The sequence below is a fragment of the Citrobacter sp. XT1-2-2 genome (assembly GCF_023516235.1).
Classification (GTDB): domain Bacteria; phylum Pseudomonadota; class Gammaproteobacteria; order Enterobacterales; family Enterobacteriaceae; genus Citrobacter; species Citrobacter werkmanii.
The window spans coordinates 1,269,317-1,286,938 of the sequence record NZ_CP097324.1; the positions used below are offsets into that span (position 1 = coordinate 1,269,317).

Genomic DNA, 17,622 nt, shown 5'->3' on the forward strand with positions numbered 1-17,622 from the left:
AAGCGATGACTGTTAGTTGATATAACGGCAATCGATAGCTTGCTGGGTCAGTTTGTCACGCCATGCTTTGACGTTGATAAGGGTGCGGCTACGCTTAGCGGCTTTTTCTTTGCTGGTAACATCTTTGGTGGGAGCTTTGAGAAGGACGCCCTCATCAATCCATTGCCAGACCAGACGCTCGCTAACGCCACGGGCGGCGGCGAAGTCTTTTACTGACATGGTGTCTAACATCGCTGTACGAATCATGTTTTGCATGGATAGCTGCATCATGGTTACAAGCGCGTTGAACTGACCAGCGTCTAGCAATACAGTTTGATTTTGTAAGTTTTGTGCGTCATGCAGCGGGATTGATTTTGCATCTGACATATCGCATTATCTCCTGTTGTTTGAAATGTAGTGCAGTGGTGTGCATCTTGGTCGATGAGCACCAATATAGATCGCTAAATTTTGGTTGTAAACAAAATTATTGTTGGTGTGATATGTCTAAAAATGATGTTAATGCGCCTGCCGCATTGGAACGAGTCCTTTCTGCATACGGCTTTAAGCAGCAAAAGGAACTAGCCGAAAGGCTTGGTATACATGCAAACAACGTGAGTAGTTGGCTTGCAAGAAACGTAATCCCAAGCAACGTTTTCGTTGAGTGTGCTCTTGATACGGGGGCTGACCTGCGATGGCTAATTAATGGTGAGCTTGCAAATGCAAGATTTGAGGTGGTGAAAGCTAAACTCAAAGGAAAGCAACTCTATGATGAAATCATGGCAAATGGAGGGAGGGCGGTTCTGCGTCGGATTCTCGATGCGTATGGTTTTACTCTGCAAAAAGAGCTTGGCGATTTATTAGGTATATCTTCCGGCACTATAAGCACTTGGGTTAGACGCGATTTTTTCCCCGGTGACGTGGTTGTCACTTGCGCCCTTGATACTGGCGTATCGTTAGAATGGTTATCTACCGGAAAAGGCCAAATGCGTAATAGTAATGATGGTGAACCGGCAAATGCTTTAACGATTAGAAAGTGCCGCCTCGAGGCGGGCGAACTCAAAGATATCGGACGCTGGACTCCTGATATATCTATGGCTCCGTCAAATACTGATGATTTAGTGTTTATCGATGGTGTGAGCACATCTTGGCTTGTTGATAGTTCTAACTCGAAGATAGGAAATGGTCGCTGGCTTATTGGTATTGATGGCGCACTCGATGTTTTTGACGTAATCAGGTTGCCAGGTGGAAAGGTCAGGTTATCAAATAAGTCTGCTGAGTTTGAATGTAATCTCTCAGATATCACACCATCAGGTGCGGTTATTTTTACTTTGGAAAAGCATGTTTAAGGAGCAGTAATGAAAAAGTTTTTATTTTTGATGGTCTGTATCGCACTTTCTTCCTCAGCCTTAGCCGCTGAGAAGTTTAAAGAGATTGATAGTAAATCTTTTGGTGATAAATGGCCGCTGACCTTTGAGCATGCAAAAGTATCATGTGTAAATAGTCACTACGTTTTTGTTTATGACACTGATACGGATGAACGCTATCCCCTAAGCGGCATGGCTAAGAACGCCGTCAAGTCTGGAAAAATGGAAGGGCGAGATTTAAAAGAAGTGCTAAAAAAAGACCCTACAGATCCATTAGAACGCGCTGATATTGGTCCGGTTTTCAGTGAAGCCATAGCGCTATGTGAATAAAAATATTTGGCCTCGGTGTAGCTATGACAGTAAGTAAGCAAAAAAATGGTAAATGGTTATGCGAGCTTTATCCAAATGGTAGGGAAGGGCGGCGTATACGTCGGCAATTCAATACCAAAGGTGAGGCCGAGGCATTCGAAGCATTTACGAAAAGTGAGAGTGAGGATAAGCCGTGGCTTGGCAAGAAAGAAGACCGGCGGCGCTTAAGTGAGATAATCCAGCTTTGGCATAATCTGCATGGACAGGCTTTAGTTGCAAGTAAGTCACGATTGGCTAAATTGCAGATTGTATGTAATGGTCTTGGTGACCCTATCGCATCCCGCCTTACTGCTAAAGATTGGGCTCACTATCGTGATAAACGGCTTCGTGGCGAAATAGATAATGGATATCACAAAGACCCTACAAAATGGATCGCCAAACCGATAACCGTGAACCGTGAACAGCAGTATTTAGAAGCTGTTTTCAATGAGCTAAAGCGGTTAGGGGAATGGAGTCTACCTAATCCGCTTGATGGCATTCGTGTCTTTAAAGAAGCTGAGAAGGAAATGTCATGGCTGACTTTGTCTCAACTCCCTGAGCTGTTTCGAGCCTGCGAGCAATACGGCAAAGAAGACCTCACCATGATTGTTAAGGTGTGCCTTGCAACCGGCGCTCGATGGGGGGAAGCGGAGAGATTGACCCGCCCGCAACTTTCTCCATATAAACTGACGTTCACCAAAACCAAAGGTAAGAAGAATCGCACAGTTCCTATCCCTAAATGGCTGTACGACGAGTTGTCCGAACGTCAAGGCAGAATGTTTAAACCCTGCTATCAGGAATTTAAAAAGATGCTCAAACTAACGAATATTGAATTGACGGAAGGGCAGAAGACGCACGTTTTGCGTCATACTTTTGGTGCGCATTTTATGATGAACGGCGGGAATATACTGGTGCTGCAGAAAATTCTCGGGCATGCCAATATTCGAGAAACAATGAAGTATGCACACTTTGCTCCTGACCACCTTGAACAAGCTGTCACCCTCAATCCGTTATCGCTGTATGTTGGCGACAATATGGCGGCAGAGGTTGCATAGCACTGCAATTCATTGCATTAAAAATTACTTTAACTAGTTGTTTTATATGGTAAGTGCTTGTTTGCTATGGGGTGTTAATAGGAGCGTCTTAACTAAGATTCGCGCAAGCGACATCCTGTTAGAAAAGGGCTGGCCGAAAGGCTGGCCCTTTTTTTATCGCGATATTTACTGATGGGAACAGACTGACTGCCGGGGGACTTTACATACTCTCTGGATACAGTCAGCCGGGGATGATTACGGTGTGGCGATGACGACCGCGACACGGCGGTTTTCAGCACGACCTTTAGAGGTCTGGTTACTGGCGATAGGGTATTTCTTCCCGAGTCCCTGGGTGGTCAGATTGGTACGGGGAATATTAGCGCCTTGTGCCCAGGCATCAGCCACGACATTCGCGCGTTTGAGCGACAGAGCCTCGTTGTAGCTGTCTTCGCCGTAGTTATCCGTATGACCATCCAGACGAGCATGGTTTAGCCCGGTAGCAGCCAGTTTGGATGCCATTTCCTGAATCTGCTTTTCACTTTCCGGACGTAGCTTATAGTCGTTTTTATCAAACAGGATATTGTCAGACAGGCCAAGAGACCAGTCTCCTGAAACTTCGCTAAATCCGTACGATTTCATAGCTGCAATTTGCTCTGGGGTAAATTTTCCCTGAGGTGCCTGACAGCCTGCCACAATCAGTAAAAGCAGAAAAAACGGTGAAAATAGGCGTTTTAACATGTGTGTAATTCCTTATTTAATAATGCGTTCAGAACGCAAATGTTTGGCCTGATACATATTTTGATCGGCAAGTTCTTGTAATTTCTCGGCAGAGGCATGTTCCCACGTCAGCGCAAAGCCAATGCTGAGTGTCATGCTTGCCAGATGACCATTGTGCAGGTCAAAAGGTCGGTTAAACGCTTGTGACAGTGCGGCACAGATACGCTGAACTTCGTATTCTGAGTGAACGCTATACAGCACCATGGCAAACTCATCGCCGCCAAGCCTGTAGGGGTGATGTCGATCACCTCCAAACTCGGACAGCCTTTTTGCAACTTCAATCAGGACACGGTCGCCCGCTGCGTGGCCCCAGGTATCGTTAATAAATTTAAAATTATCACCATCAAGGAATAGCAATGCAGAACTGCTGCGGGCAGCATCGTCGTTCATCAGGGCGTTAATGCTGCTGCGAAATGCGGCGCGATTTGCCAGTCCTGTCAGAGGATCATGTAACGCGGTACGCAAAAGCTGAGCGTTCTTTGCCTGCAACCGAAGTTGCCATTCCTCCATCTCGTCCAGCAGGCTATTAAAATCCTGGGCAAAAAGATGAAATTCTTCGATACGTTCTTCTGAAACACGTCGTGAAAAGTTACGGTTGGTACGGACATCATGTACCACCTCGGTGATATTTTGCAGGGCTTCTACTACGCCATTGTGCAAATAGCGAGTGAGCATTAATGCTATGCCTGATGCCAGCAGAATGCATCCGGTAAGAACGGCCAGCGACAGATAAATGAAATGGCTGATCACGCTATCGCGGGCAGTCAGGCGCACTTCACCAATAACATTGCCATTATGCAAAATGGGCTGTGTGACCGGTTGCGGAAACAACCAGTGGCTGATCAAACCGCTGATCTTTTCAGTGGTGTCCTGCGCGTCATAGCGCCAGGTGGCGATCACGTTCTGATTTTTATTACGCACTTCCGCTACGGAAAACTGCCCTTGTTGCCCTAGCGCCGCCAGAGTTTCTGTTGCCGCAACACTGTCAGAAAAGACTAATGCAGCTTCAAGTGTACGAGTCATCGTGGCTGCGGTCAGGTCCAGGTTCTTTTGCGCATACTGTCTTAATGCCAGCACGGAGGAAATGCTAAGCAGTAGCCAGATCAACGTCATGGTGACCAGGACGCTGATTATGCTGATACGCCGTAATGTCCGCTTAAACGTCGGGCGTGTTATGGGAGAATGGCCCTTATCCATGCTTTTTATTCCGTGCAAGCATCAATACGTCTGGACTGACCCTTACGCCACTGCGTGAAAGGGAATCCATATTTACGGAAAATCTCACATCTTCATCTTTAATTATGAGGCAAAAGGCACTGCCAATAACGCATTCGGGATTCTGTTCAGCGATTAATAACAGTGCCTTTGTCGGATATTTATTCTTTAATTCCACCTGATAACCAGGGGATTCTTTTCCAAAATAAAAACCATCACACTGCGAAACTAATATTTCTTGTTCCGTACGAATGATGACGGGAAGATAGGGTAAAGCACCAGTACTGGTATCTCCCAGTACACTGGAAAAACGCGATGAAGAGAAAATACACAGTTTTGGTGGCCCGGAAAGTGCAGGCCAGTGTGTATAACTGACGATGCCGGAAACCATCGCGCGTACAGATTTTGCTTCTTCCGTAACGCTCTGGGCGTACAGCGGTAATCCGGTCAGGAGCAGTGCCAGTAGAAGTATGAGTCGGTAAGAATAGCTCATGAATAGTTACCTACCAGCGGTTGCCGTAAAGCGTCGAAATACACTCAAGATTGTTTGAGACAAAATAACATTATTTTCCTAAGTCGTCATTATTCCGGGTATAAAGCTATGGATAATTTAAGTTAAATCTTATGTGCATATAAAATATAAGTTATTGTTTAATTTAATCTTATAGCGGCATTACCTTCGTTTGCCCCTTTTTGCCAGGCGTTGTGTAACTGGTCAACATTTTCGACAGTATCGCAACTTGGGGGAAAGGTTTTCCCGGCCAGACCCCTGGCGTAAACAAAATCCTGCTGGCAGGTTTTACGTTGTCCCTCGGCGTAACCCTTAAGATATTCCGTACGATCGACTTCTGGATCATTGTAATTGTCGGCAAGAATTTCATTATCTTTAACCGCATAGCCTGAAATGGCATCGCGTATCCCGGCATCGTACCAGTCGGTGCCAGTCCAGGTAGGGGCGTGAGTATAGGGGTCTATCTGACATCCGCTAAGAAGTAGTATTAATAAGGTGCTGATGAGTTGCTTCATTGCCTGTGCTCCCGCGTTTTTTTAAGCATAGTGGATCTGATATCAGGATGGCGTAAATTTAAATATACACTCAGATAGGCTTTATTTAGTGCCTAATAGCGCGATGTAAATTAAAATTTACGGATTATGGATTGAAATCTTTACCTGTTGTGATATCGTTATTTCCTCCTCGCTGAGGATCAACTATCGCAAACGAGCTAACCAGGATCACCATCATGCAAAAAGACGCGCTGAACAACGTACATATTACCGACGAACAGGTTCTGATGACTCCGGAACAGCTGAAAGCTGAATTTCCGCTGAGCCAGGCACAAGAGGCGCAAATCGCCCAGTCGCGTAAAACCATTTCAGATATTATCTCCGGTCGCGATCCGCGTCTGCTGGTGGTATGTGGTCCGTGCTCCATTCACGATCCTGAAATGGCAATTGAGTACGCTCGTCGATTTAAAGCCCTTGCCGCAGAGGTCAGCGATAACCTCTACCTGGTGATGCGCGTCTATTTTGAAAAACCCCGTACTACCGTTGGTTGGAAAGGGTTAATTAACGATCCTCATATGGATGGCTCTTTTGATGTTGAAGCTGGACTGAAAATTGCGCGTCAGTTGCTGCTTGAACTGGTAAATATGGGACTTCCGCTGGCAACTGAAGCCCTGGATCCTAATAGCCCGCAGTACCTGGGCGATCTGTTTAGCTGGTCGGCAATCGGTGCGCGTACCACGGAATCACAGACTCACCGTGAAATGGCTTCTGGTCTTTCGATGCCGGTTGGCTTTAAGAACGGCACTGACGGCAGCCTGGCCACCGCGATCAACGCCATGCGTGCCGCGGCGCAGTCACACCGTTTTGTCGGTATTAACCAGGCAGGGCAGGTAGCGCTGCTGCAAACTCAGGGCAATCCGGACGGTCATGTGATCCTGCGTGGCGGCAAAGCGCCGAACTACAGCCCGGCAGATGTTGCCCAGTGCGAAAAAGAGATGGAACAGGCGGGACTAAGACCTTCCCTGATGGTAGATTGCAGTCATGGTAACTCCAATAAAGATTACCGCCGTCAGCCTGCCGTGGCTGAATCCGTGATTGCGCAAATCAAAGATGGCAATCGCTCGATCATTGGTTTGATGATTGAAAGTAATATTCATGAAGGCAACCAGTCTTCCGAACAGCCGCGCAGCGCAATGAAATACGGCGTGTCCGTAACTGATGCATGCATTAGCTGGGAAATGACGGATGCGCTACTGCGTGAAATTAGCCAGGATTTAAACGGCCAGCTGTCGGCGCGTGTAGCATAAGAGGTTGGTTATGGTTGCTGAATTGACCGCATTACGCGATCAAATTGATGAAGTCGACAAGGCGCTGCTGGATTTGCTGGCACGCCGCCTGGAGCTGGTTGCCGAAGTCGGTGAAGTAAAAAGCCGCTTTGGGCTGCCGATTTACGTGCCGGAGCGGGAGGCCTCTATGTTGGCTTCACGCCGCGCGGAAGCGGAAGCCCTTGGCGTACCGCCGGATCTGATTGAAGATGTGCTGCGCCGGGTTATGCGCGAGTCCTACTCCAGTGAAAATGACAAAGGATTTAAAACGCTTTGTCCTTCCCTACGACCGGTAGTGATCGTCGGCGGCGGTGGTCAGATGGGGCGTCTTTTCGAAAAAATGCTCACTCTGTCAGGTTATCAGGTGCGGATCCTGGAACAGCAGGACTGGGATCGCGCGTCGGAGATCGTCTCTGATGCAGGCATGGTGATCGTCAGCGTGCCGATCCACGTCACCGAGCAGGTGATCGCTAAATTACCGCGTCTGCCGTCTGACTGTATCCTGGTCGATTTGGCATCGGTGAAAAATGGTCCTTTACAGGCGATGCTGGCAGCGCACGATGGTCCGGTGGTGGGATTACATCCCATGTTTGGTCCGGACAGCGGCAGTCTGGCAAAACAGGTGGTTGTCTGGTGTGATGGACGTCAGCCGGAAGCCTATCAGTGGTTCCTGGAACAGATTCAGGTCTGGGGCGCGCGGCTGCATCGAATCAGCGCCGTTGAACACGACCAGAATATGGCGTTTATTCAGGCCTTGCGTCACTTTGCGACCTTCGCCTATGGTCTGCACCTGGCGGAAGAAAACGTGCAACTGGAACAATTGCTGGCGCTCTCTTCGCCGATTTACCGCCTTGAACTGGCGATGGTTGGACGCCTGTTTGCCCAGGATCCGCAGCTGTATGCCGATATCATTATGTCGTCTGAGAGCAACCTTGCGCTGATCAAACGCTACTATCAACGTTTTGGTGAGGCGATTGGTTTACTGGAGCAGGGCGATAAGCAAGCGTTTATCGACAGCTTCCGTAAGGTGGAGCACTGGTTTGGCGATTATGCGAAACGCTTCCAGAGCGAAAGCCGTACTTTGTTGCGCCAGGCGAATGACAGCCGTCCTTAAGTAAGATGCCGGATAAGCTTAGCGCCATCCGGCATTGTCACGTTAACTCGGATCGACCGGCACCACGTTCTCACTCGGGTAGCATCCCAGCACCTTCATCGAACGCGTAATCTCCCCCAATTCCTTTAACGCCTTTTGCATTTGGGGGGATTCCAGATTGGCCTGGATATCAAGATAAAACATCTCTTCCCATGGATTGCCGTGAATCGGGCGTGACTCCAGTTTAGTCATTATCAGATTATGGTTACGCAGTACCAGCAGCGCTTCAACCAGCGCACCGGCCTGTTGGCCTGTTGCCATCAGCAGCGTAGTTTTAGCCGGAACCTGGTCGGAAACATTGATAGCCTTGCGTGCCAGCACCACAAAGCGGGTAATGTTTTGTGTCTGGTTAGCTTCGATATGCTCGAGAACCTGCAAACCATACAGTACGCCTCCGGCTTCGCTCCCCAGTGCGGCTACGCGCGGTGAGTTAGCTTGTGCAACTTTTTCCATCGCCGCTGAGGTGCTTTCGGTGTACTCAATCTTCCAGTGTGGGTAACGGCTCAGGAACTTGCTGCACTGTTGGAACGGCTGCGGGTGGCTGTATACCGTATCAATGGTCTCGAGATCGGTTGTGCCGGATACCAGTACGCAGTGGTCAATCGTAATAGTCATCTCGCCAACGATAGACAGACTGGTGTGCTGCAGCAGGTCGTAGACGTCGTTAATCCCACCGGAGCTGGTGTTTTCAATCGGGACCACCGCATAGTCAGCTTGTCCGGTTTCGACCTGATTAAAGATATCGGCAAATTTCGCGCAGCCGCTTTCAATGAATTGTTCAAAATGACGGGCAGCGTACTGACGTGCGGCGAGGTGTGAGTATGAGCCTTTTGGCCCAAGGAAGGCGACGCGCGCGGAATGGGGGTTAATTTTGTTCAGATGTTGCTGGAGCAGTGCCTGCTGCGTCAGGACGGAGTCTTCGATAATCAGTTGGAACAGGCGGGTGATATAGTGCGCGTCGAGATGATGCGCTTTGCCAAGCTGAATCAGCCGGTCTAACAGATCGCGTTCGCGGTCGATATCACGTACCGGACGATGTGAAAGCAGTTTAGCTTTACCGACTTCTACGGCCAGCCCACGCCGTTCAGCCAGTAGGGCCAGTAATTTTTCATCCAGCGAACTGATTTTATCGCGCAGCGCCAGCAATGGGTTTTCCGATGTCATAGTGTTGCCTTTCTTGTTATCAATAAAAAAGGCCCCCCGTTGTGGGAGGCCTTATTGTTCGTCTTCGCATTCTTTATCACACGACGAAACGCCTCCCATTCAGGGGAAGGTAAAAAAGAATGCGAAGAAGAACGGGACAAGTTTCATGTAATTTTCCTTTGGCTACGTCAGTAAAGTACCCGTACTGTTTTCACCCTGTCAACAAAAAACGCGCCCGAAGGCGCGTTGGCGATACACTCAATGTAAGGGACTACTCTTCTTCTGCTTCGACGAAGTTGGCGTCTTTGACTGAAGTTGTTGCACGACGGGCTTCGCCTTTGTGCTGCACTTTATTGAGCTGCCGTTCCAGCTTGTTGATCAAATCGTTAATTGCGGTGTACATATCCTCGTGTTTTGCGCTGGCGACCAGATGTCCGTTCGGTGTATTGATGGTGGCATCAGCAATGAAACCCTGTGGCTCCTTAGACAGAATGATATGTGGATTAATCAGATGAGTTTGCCATTTTTCAAGTTTGGCGAGACGGTCTGCGACATGCTGGCGAATTGCCGGAGTAATTTCCATTTGTTTACTGGTAATGTTCATTGTCATAAATTTTACCTCTTGTCTTTCCCGTCTTGGTGATTCCAGCATACCGTTCCTAATGTCAAAATGCGTGATTTAAATCACATTATTTTGTCGCTTTTTGTCAAGAAAACCTTTTTGTGAGGCACCGCAGGAACAAGCGATTTTTTACTTGAGGAATAGCAGAAAGCAGGCCATATTTGATGAGATGCGTTGGAGCTAAACCGCTTCAGTTATGGCGTAAACGGATAAAAAAACGGCAGCCCTTGGGGCTGCCGTTTTGCATTCTGAGGTAAATCAGGTGTTACTGCTGTTGGCGGCAATGATTTTCGCTACTTTTTCTGCCTGCGCATTCATTTGCATCTGGCGATAAGCGTTTTCCATTAACGGCAGAGCATCACGCGTTGCCTGGGTATCCGGGTAGTCGCGCAGCATGCCTTCCACACGGTTTACCACCGCCACCCATGCGCCACGGGCAGTGTAATATTCCGCAACGGAGTATTCATACTTCGCCAGACGATCTTTCAGGAACACCAGACGTTTAGTGGCGTCAGTGGTGTACTGGCTGTTAGGATAGCCACGTACCAGTTTGGAAAAGTCATTAAACGCAGCTCGGGCATGTTGTGGATCGCGATCGCTGCGATCAACCCCAAAGAATCCTTGCAGTGCGCTATCATCCAACGCCATATTGGTCAGGCCACGCATATACATGACATAATCAATGTTAGGGTGTGTCGGATTAAGACGGATAAAACGATCGATGGCAGCCTGAGCAAGTGGCAGATCGGCGTTTTTGTAGTAGGCGTAGATGAGATCTAATTGCACCTGCTGAGAATACGGTCCAAATGGATAACGGTTATCCAACGCTTCCAATTGCGTTATTGCCTGTTTCCAGTTACCGTCCTGCAGCTTTTGCTGAGCAGTCGCGTAGATTTCATTTGGCGGATTATCGGGCACCTCTTCCTTTGAACCAGAGCAACCCGCCAAAAACAGGCTCAACGTGGCTGCTGCCACCAGATATTTCATGCGCGTCATGACGTTTTGACTTTCCTCAAAATGTTTTACGGGAGATTCTCTGTTCCTGCTCCCGGTTAAGACCAGCTACAATAGCACACTATATTAAACGGCAAAGCCGTAAAACCCAACGTTAAACAAAGAAGCAGTTTATGGCACAACGAGTAGAACTCACCGCAACAGTCTCCGAAAATCAGCTCGGTCAACGCTTAGATCAGGCTTTGGCCGAATTGTTCCCTGATTATTCGCGATCGCGCATAAAAGAATGGATCCTCGACCAGCGCGTGCTGGTAAATGGCAATCTTTGCGATAAACCGAAAGAAAAAGTGTTGGGTGGAGAGCAGGTCTCCATCAATGCAGAAATTGACGAAGAGGTTCGTTTTGAGCCTCAGGATATCCCGCTGGATATCGTGTATGAAGATGACGATATTCTTGTTATCAACAAACCGCGTGACCTCGTGGTGCATCCGGGCGCAGGCAATCCTGATGGCACGGTATTGAATGCGTTGCTGCATTACTACCCGCCAATTGCGGATGTTCCTCGCGCGGGTATCGTCCATCGTCTGGACAAAGACACGACCGGATTAATGGTGGTGGCAAAAACCGTTCCGGCGCAAACGCGTCTGGTGGAGTCATTACAGCTGCGTGAAATTACCCGTGAGTACGAAGCCGTGGCGATTGGTCATATGACAGCGGGTGGAACCGTTGAAGAGCCGATTAGCCGTCACCCGACCAAGCGTACACACATGGCGGTACACCCGATGGGTAAACCGGCGGTGACGCACTATCGTATTATGGAACACTTCCGTGTGCACACGCGTCTGCGGTTGCGTCTGGAAACCGGACGTACGCACCAGATCCGCGTGCACATGGCGCATATCACTCATCCGCTGGTGGGAGATCCGGTCTACGGTGGTCGTCCGCGTCCACCAAAAGGCGCTTCTGACGAATTTATTTCCGTATTGCGTAAGTTCGACCGTCAGGCGCTGCACGCGACCATGCTGCGTCTGTATCACCCGATTTCCGGTATCGAAATGGAATGGCATGCGCCAATTCCGCAAGATATGGTGGAACTGATTGAAGTGATGCGCGCTGATTTCGAAGAACATAAGGATGATATTGCCTGGTTATGAGTAAGCTAATTGTCCCGCAGTGGCCGCTACCGCAAGGTGTTGCGGCATGTAGTTCTACCCGTATTGGCGGTATCAGTATGCCGCCTTATGATTCGCTGAATCTGGGCGCCCATTGCGGCGATAACCCGGAGCATGTCGAAGAGAACCGCAAACGACTGTTTGCTGCGGGCAATCTGCCTTCAAAGCCAGTCTGGTTGGAACAGGTCCACGGTAAGGAGGTCCTGAAACTGACGGGCGAGCCGTACTCCTCCAAACGTGCGGATGCGTCATACAGCAATACGCCAGGCACCGTGTGTGCGGTGATGACGGCGGACTGTCTGCCCGTACTATTTTGTAATCGTGCAGGTACGGAAGTCGCGGCGGCCCATGCAGGTTGGCGCGGATTATGCGCCGGTGTGCTGGAAGAGACGGTGGCGTGTTTTGCCGACAAACCTGAAAACATTATTGCCTGGCTAGGCCCGGCGATTGGCCCGAACGCGTTTGAAGTGGGGCCAGAAGTCCGCGCAGCGTTCATGGCGCATGATCCGCAGGCGGACCTCGCATTTGTACCGCGCGCAGACAAATATCTGGCGGATATCTACCAGCTTGCGCGCCAGCGTCTGGCAAATGTCGGCGTGACGCACCTCTACGGCGGTGACCGGTGCACCTTCAGCGAAAGTGAGACTTTCTTCTCTTATCGTCGCGACAATACCACGGGTCGTATGGCAAGTTTTATTTGGCTGATATAACCTAAAGAATCAAGACGATCCGGTACGTGTAATTTTCTTTTCACATAATTCAGGTCATTCACCTTGAATAATTGAGGGATGACCTCATTTAATCTCCAGTAGCAATTTTGACCTGTTATGGGAGGAGTTATGCGTCTGGATCGTCTTACTAATAAATTCCAGCTTGCTCTTGCCGATGCCCAGTCACTCGCATTGGGGCACGACAATCAATTCATCGAACCACTTCATCTAATGAGCGCCTTGCTGAATCAGGAAGGGGGATCGGTACGTCCTTTATTAACCTCTGCTGGCATTAATGCCGGCCAGTTACGTACAGCCATTGACCAGGCGTTGAGCCGCTTGCCGCAGGTAGAAGGTACCGGCGGTGATGTGCAGCCTTCTCAGGATCTAGTGCGTGTACTGAATCTTTGCGACAAGCTGGCGCAAAAACGAGGGGACAACTTTATTTCGTCAGAACTGTTCGTTCTGGCGGCGCTTGAGTCACGCGGTACGCTGAACGATTTATTAAAATCAGCAGGGGCGACGACCGCCAATATCACTCAGGCAATTGAACAAATGCGTGGAGGTGAAAGCGTGAATGATCAGGGAGCTGAAGACCAACGTCAGGCCTTGAAAAAATATACCGTCGATCTGACCGAACGCGCCGAACAGGGCAAGCTCGATCCGGTTATCGGTCGTGATGAAGAAATTCGCCGCACCATTCAGGTGCTGCAACGTCGTACTAAAAATAACCCGGTGTTGATTGGTGAACCTGGCGTCGGTAAAACCGCCATCGTTGAAGGACTGGCGCAGCGTATTATCAATGGCGAAGTGCCGGAAGGCTTAAAAGGCCGCCGCGTACTGGCGCTGGATATGGGCGCGCTGGTGGCCGGGGCAAAATATCGTGGCGAGTTTGAAGAACGTTTAAAAGGTGTGCTGAACGATCTCTCTAAACAAGAAGGCAACGTCATTCTGTTTATTGATGAGCTGCATACCATGGTTGGCGCGGGTAAAGCCGATGGCGCCATGGACGCCGGGAACATGCTAAAACCGGCGCTGGCGCGTGGGGAACTGCACTGCGTAGGCGCAACCACGCTCGATGAATATCGTCAGTACATCGAAAAAGATGCGGCGCTGGAACGCCGTTTCCAGAAAGTGTTTGTGGCCGAACCTTCAGTAGAAGACACCATCGCCATTTTGCGTGGTCTGAAAGAACGTTATGAGCTGCACCACCATGTGCAGATCACTGACCCGGCGATTGTTGCGGCAGCGACGCTGTCTCACCGCTATATTGCCGACCGTCAGTTGCCGGATAAAGCCATCGACCTGATCGATGAAGCGGCATCCAGCATTCGTATGCAGATTGACTCCAAGCCGGAAGAACTGGACAGACTCGACCGCCGTATTATCCAGCTCAAACTGGAACAGCAGGCATTAATGAAAGAGTCTGATGAGGCGAGTAAAAAACGTCTTGATATGCTCAACGAAGAACTGGACGACAAAGAGCGCCAGTATTCTGAGTTAGAAGAAGAGTGGAAAGCGGAAAAAGCCTCGCTCTCCGGTACTCAGACGATTAAGGCTGAGCTGGAGCAGGCGAAGATCGCCATCGAGCAGGCGCGTCGTGTGGGCGACCTGGCGCGGATGTCCGAGCTGCAGTACGGTAAAATCCCGGAGCTGGAAAAACAGCTGGAAGCCGCTACCCAGTCGGAAGGTAAAACTATGCGTCTGTTGCGTAACAAAGTGACCGATGCAGAAATTGCTGAAGTGCTGGCGCGTTGGACGGGGATCCCGGTTGCCCGCATGCTGGAAGGCGAACGGGAAAAACTGTTGCGTATGGAGCAGGAGTTGCACAGCCGTGTGATTGGCCAGAACGAAGCGGTTGAAGCGGTATCTAACGCGATTCGCCGTAGCCGTGCTGGGCTGTCTGACCCGAACCGTCCGATTGGTTCATTCCTGTTCCTTGGGCCGACCGGTGTCGGTAAAACCGAACTGTGTAAAGCGCTGGCAAACTTTATGTTCGACAGTGACGATGCAATGGTACGTATCGATATGTCCGAGTTTATGGAGAAACACTCGGTGTCTCGTCTGGTCGGTGCGCCTCCGGGATATGTCGGCTACGAAGAGGGGGGTTATCTCACTGAAGCAGTGCGCCGTCGTCCTTACTCCGTCATCCTGCTGGATGAAGTGGAGAAAGCGCATCCGGATGTGTTCAACATTCTGCTGCAGGTGCTTGACGATGGTCGTCTGACCGATGGGCAGGGGAGAACGGTCGACTTCCGTAATACGGTGGTCATCATGACTTCGAACCTGGGGTCGGATCTGATCCAGGAACGTTTTGGCGAGCTCGATTACAGCCACATGAAGGATATGGTGCTGGGCGTTGTGAGCCATAACTTCCGTCCGGAATTTATCAACCGTATAGATGAGGTTGTGGTATTCCATCCGTTGGGTGAGCAGCACATTGCTTCTATTGCTCAGATCCAACTGCAGCGTCTGTATAAACGTCTGGAAGAGCGTGGCTATGAAATCCATATCTCAGACGAAGCGCTCAAACTGCTGAGCGCGAATGGTTACGATCCGGTATATGGCGCGCGTCCATTGAAACGCGCTATCCAGCAACAGATCGAAAACCCGCTGGCGCAGCAAATTTTGTCTGGGGAGCTGATTCCTGGCAAAGCCATTCGCCTGGAAGTGAACGACGACCGTATCGTGGCAGTGCAGTAAGTCACAAAACGATAATAAACGAGCCCTGCGGGGCTCGTTTTTGTTTAAAAACCAGGCAAAAATAGAAGAGTTGAGTGAAAAGTAATCGTTTGATAAGTTTTTTGTATTTTTAACTTGTCAGCCTGAAATAACTCCCTATAATGCGCCTCCACTGACACGGAACAACGGATTACACGCCGCCGGGTCAGCGGAGAAAAGCGTAAATAAACGCTTGACTCTGAAGCGGGATAGCGTAATATGCACACCCCGCGCCGCTGAGAAAAAGCGAAGCGGCACTGCTCTTTAACAATTTATCAGACAATCTGTGTGGGCACTCGAGGATACGGATTCTTAACGTCGCAAGACGAAAAATGAATACCAAGTCTCTGAGTGAACACGTAATTCATTACGAAGTTTAATTCACGAGCATCAAACTTAAATTGAAGAGTTTGATCATGGCTCAGATTGAACGCTGGCGGCAGGCCTAACACATGCAAGTCGAACGGTAGCACAGAGAGCTTGCTCTCGGGTGACGAGTGGCGGACGGGTGAGTAATGTCTGGGAAACTGCCCGATGGAGGGGGATAACTACTGGAAACGGTAGCTAATACCGCATAATGTCGCAAGACCAAAGAGGGGGACCTTCGGGCCTCTTGCCATCGGATGTGCCCAGATGGGATTAGCTTGTAGGTGGGGTAACGGCTCACCTAGGCGACGATCCCTAGCTGGTCTGAGAGGATGACCAGCCACACTGGAACTGAGACACGGTCCAGACTCCTACGGGAGGCAGCAGTGGGGAATATTGCACAATGGGCGCAAGCCTGATGCAGCCATGCCGCGTGTATGAAGAAGGCCTTCGGGTTGTAAAGTACTTTCAGCGAGGAGGAAGGCATTAAGGTTAATAACCTTAGTGATTGACGTTACTCGCAGAAGAAGCACCGGCTAACTCCGTGCCAGCAGCCGCGGTAATACGGAGGGTGCAAGCGTTAATCGGAATTACTGGGCGTAAAGCGCACGCAGGCGGTCTGTCAAGTCGGATGTGAAATCCCCGGGCTCAACCTGGGAACTGCATCCGAAACTGGCAGGCTAGAGTCTTGTAGAGGGGGGTAGAATTCCAGGTGTAGCGGTGAAATGCGTAGAGATCTGGAGGAATACCGGTGGCGAAGGCGGCCCCCTGGACAAAGACTGACGCTCAGGTGCGAAAGCGTGGGGAGCAAACAGGATTAGATACCCTGGTAGTCCACGCCGTAAACGATGTCGACTTGGAGGTTGTGCCCTTGAGGCGTGGCTTCCGGAGCTAACGCGTTAAGTCGACCGCCTGGGGAGTACGGCCGCAAGGTTAAAACTCAAATGAATTGACGGGGGCCCGCACAAGCGGTGGAGCATGTGGTTTAATTCGATGCAACGCGAAGAACCTTACCTACTCTTGACATCCAGAGAACTTAGCAGAGATGCTTTGGTGCCTTCGGGAACTCTGAGACAGGTGCTGCATGGCTGTCGTCAGCTCGTGTTGTGAAATGTTGGGTTAAGTCCCGCAACGAGCGCAACCCTTATCCTTTGTTGCCAGCGGTCCGGCCGGGAACTCAAAGGAGACTGCCAGTGATAAACTGGAGGAAGGTGGGGATGACGTCAAGTCATCATGGCCCTTACGAGTAGGGCTACACACGTGCTACAATGGCATATACAAAGAGAAGCGACCTCGCGAGAGCAAGCGGACCTCATAAAGTATGTCGTAGTCCGGATTGGAGTCTGCAACTCGACTCCATGAAGTCGGAATCGCTAGTAATCGTGGATCAGAATGCCACGGTGAATACGTTCCCGGGCCTTGTACACACCGCCCGTCACACCATGGGAGTGGGTTGCAAAAGAAGTAGGTAGCTTAACCTTCGGGAGGGCGCTTACCACTTTGTGATTCATGACTGGGGTGAAGTCGTAACAAGGTAACCGTAGGGGAACCTGCGGTTGGATCACCTCCTTACCTTAAAGAACCGACCTTTGCAGTGCTCACACAGATTGTCTGATGAAAAGTGAATAGCAAGGCGTCTTGCGATTGAGACTTCAGTGTCCCCTTCGTCTAGAGGCCCAGGACACCGCCCTTTCACGGCGGTAACAGGGGTTCGAATCCCCTAGGGGACGCCAC

General features: G+C 50.0%; 17 protein-coding genes, 1 tRNA gene, 1 rRNA gene and 1 other annotated feature. Of the genes, 10 read left to right on the forward strand and 9 right to left on the reverse strand.

Translation table 11 applies throughout. The features are described 5' to 3' along the window. Window positions 1-12 precede the first annotated feature (12 nt). Window positions 13-366 carry a hypothetical protein gene (locus M4I31_RS06075; RefSeq protein WP_001278192.1) on the reverse strand — a complete coding sequence of 118 codons (354 nt, stop codon included), beginning with the start codon at window positions 364-366 and terminating at the stop codon, window positions 13-15. A 113-nt stretch (window positions 367-479) separates the two neighbouring features. Between M4I31_RS06075 and M4I31_RS06080 the strand changes: the two genes are divergently transcribed. Genes M4I31_RS06080 through M4I31_RS06090 form a run of 3 tightly spaced genes read left to right on the forward strand, consistent with a single transcriptional unit; the run spans window position 480 to window position 2,746 of the window. Then, window positions 480-1,325, forward strand: coding sequence for a phage repressor protein CI (locus tag M4I31_RS06080; protein WP_043991250.1), 846 nt, complete (start codon window positions 480-482; stop codon window positions 1,323-1,325). A 9-nt stretch (window positions 1,326-1,334) separates the two neighbouring features. Then, window positions 1,335-1,673: a DUF2511 domain-containing protein gene (locus M4I31_RS06085; protein WP_103014762.1), complete on the forward strand. Its 339-nt coding sequence runs from the start codon at window positions 1,335-1,337 to the stop codon at window positions 1,671-1,673. 23 nt (window positions 1,674-1,696) lie between these two features. After that, complete coding sequence (locus M4I31_RS06090) at window positions 1,697-2,746, forward strand: site-specific integrase (protein ID WP_213199226.1); 1,050 nt, start codon at window positions 1,697-1,699, stop codon at window positions 2,744-2,746. A gap of 234 nt (window positions 2,747-2,980) precedes the next feature. On the opposite strand, the gene M4I31_RS06095 is transcribed toward M4I31_RS06090, so the two are convergent. The 4 genes from M4I31_RS06095 to M4I31_RS06110 form a co-directional block, all read right to left on the reverse strand. Beyond that, on the reverse strand, window positions 2,981-3,463 hold the full coding sequence (locus tag M4I31_RS06095; RefSeq protein ID WP_038642755.1) for an OmpA family protein: 483 nt from the start codon (window positions 3,461-3,463) through the stop codon (window positions 2,981-2,983). A 12-nt stretch (window positions 3,464-3,475) separates the two neighbouring features. Then, complete coding sequence (gene dgcN / locus M4I31_RS06100) at window positions 3,476-4,699, reverse strand: diguanylate cyclase DgcN (RefSeq protein ID WP_038642753.1); 1,224 nt, start codon at window positions 4,697-4,699, stop codon at window positions 3,476-3,478. Further along, on the reverse strand, window positions 4,692-5,210 hold the full coding sequence (locus tag M4I31_RS06105) for a YfiR family protein (protein ID WP_038642751.1): 519 nt from the start codon (window positions 5,208-5,210) through the stop codon (window positions 4,692-4,694). Before M4I31_RS06105 ends, dgcN begins: the two co-directional genes overlap by 8 nt. 158 nt (window positions 5,211-5,368) lie before the next feature. Further along, window positions 5,369-5,743, reverse strand: a complete 375-nt coding sequence (locus M4I31_RS06110; RefSeq protein WP_038642749.1) for a DUF2799 domain-containing protein — start codon at window positions 5,741-5,743, stop codon at window positions 5,369-5,371. A gap of 215 nt (window positions 5,744-5,958) precedes the next feature. Between M4I31_RS06110 and aroF the strand changes: the two genes are divergently transcribed. Further along, the gene (gene aroF / locus M4I31_RS06115) at window positions 5,959-7,029 is read left to right on the forward strand and encodes a 3-deoxy-7-phosphoheptulonate synthase AroF (protein WP_042313300.1); all 1,071 of its coding nucleotides are present in this window, start codon (window positions 5,959-5,961) and stop codon (window positions 7,027-7,029) included. A 10-nt stretch (window positions 7,030-7,039) separates the two neighbouring features. Further along, complete coding sequence (gene tyrA, locus M4I31_RS06120) at window positions 7,040-8,161, forward strand: bifunctional chorismate mutase/prephenate dehydrogenase (protein ID WP_038642745.1); 1,122 nt, start codon at window positions 7,040-7,042, stop codon at window positions 8,159-8,161. A gap of 42 nt (window positions 8,162-8,203) precedes the next feature. Here tyrA and pheA read toward each other — a convergent pair whose 3' ends face one another. From pheA to bamD, 4 genes are all read right to left on the reverse strand, one after another. Beyond that, a complete protein-coding gene (pheA, locus tag M4I31_RS06125) occupies window positions 8,204-9,364 on the reverse strand; it encodes a bifunctional chorismate mutase/prephenate dehydratase (protein ID WP_038642743.1) in 1,161 nt (386 codons plus the stop codon). Window positions 9,365-9,386: 22 nt separating this feature from the next. Next, window positions 9,387-9,512, reverse strand: a sequence feature (Phe leader region). Next, window positions 9,464-9,511, reverse strand: a complete 48-nt coding sequence (gene pheL / locus M4I31_RS06130; RefSeq protein ID WP_100250063.1) for a pheA operon leader peptide PheL — start codon at window positions 9,509-9,511, stop codon at window positions 9,464-9,466. (Overlaps the previous feature by 48 nt.) Window positions 9,513-9,614: 102 nt before the next feature. Beyond that, complete coding sequence (gene raiA / locus M4I31_RS06135; protein WP_003031244.1) at window positions 9,615-9,953, reverse strand: ribosome-associated translation inhibitor RaiA; 339 nt, start codon at window positions 9,951-9,953, stop codon at window positions 9,615-9,617. A 270-nt stretch (window positions 9,954-10,223) separates the two neighbouring features. Further along, entirely contained in the window at window positions 10,224-10,961 is a 738-nt protein-coding gene (gene bamD, locus M4I31_RS06140) for an outer membrane protein assembly factor BamD (RefSeq protein WP_005130417.1), read from the reverse strand. A 131-nt stretch (window positions 10,962-11,092) separates the two neighbouring features. Between bamD and rluD the strand changes: the two genes are divergently transcribed. The 5 genes from rluD to M4I31_RS06165 all read left to right on the forward strand — a co-directional run bounded on the left by rluD (window position 11,093) and on the right by M4I31_RS06165 (window position 17,621). Continuing rightward, a complete protein-coding gene (rluD, locus tag M4I31_RS06145; RefSeq protein WP_038642740.1) occupies window positions 11,093-12,073 on the forward strand; it encodes a 23S rRNA pseudouridine(1911/1915/1917) synthase RluD in 981 nt (326 codons plus the stop codon). Beyond that, window positions 12,070-12,801, forward strand: coding sequence for a purine nucleoside phosphorylase YfiH (gene yfiH, locus M4I31_RS06150; protein ID WP_085048919.1), 732 nt, complete (start codon window positions 12,070-12,072; stop codon window positions 12,799-12,801). The genes rluD and yfiH overlap by 4 nt, the downstream gene beginning before the upstream one ends. Window positions 12,802-12,930: 129 nt before the next feature. After that, window positions 12,931-15,504, forward strand: coding sequence for an ATP-dependent chaperone ClpB (gene clpB / locus M4I31_RS06155; RefSeq protein ID WP_085048920.1), 2,574 nt, complete (start codon window positions 12,931-12,933; stop codon window positions 15,502-15,504). A 416-nt stretch (window positions 15,505-15,920) separates the two neighbouring features. Beyond that, a 16S ribosomal RNA gene (locus M4I31_RS06160) occupies window positions 15,921-17,460 on the forward strand. A gap of 85 nt (window positions 17,461-17,545) precedes the next feature. Next, window positions 17,546-17,621 (forward strand) — tRNA-Glu (locus M4I31_RS06165). The last annotated feature ends 1 nt before the right edge of the window (window position 17,622 follow it).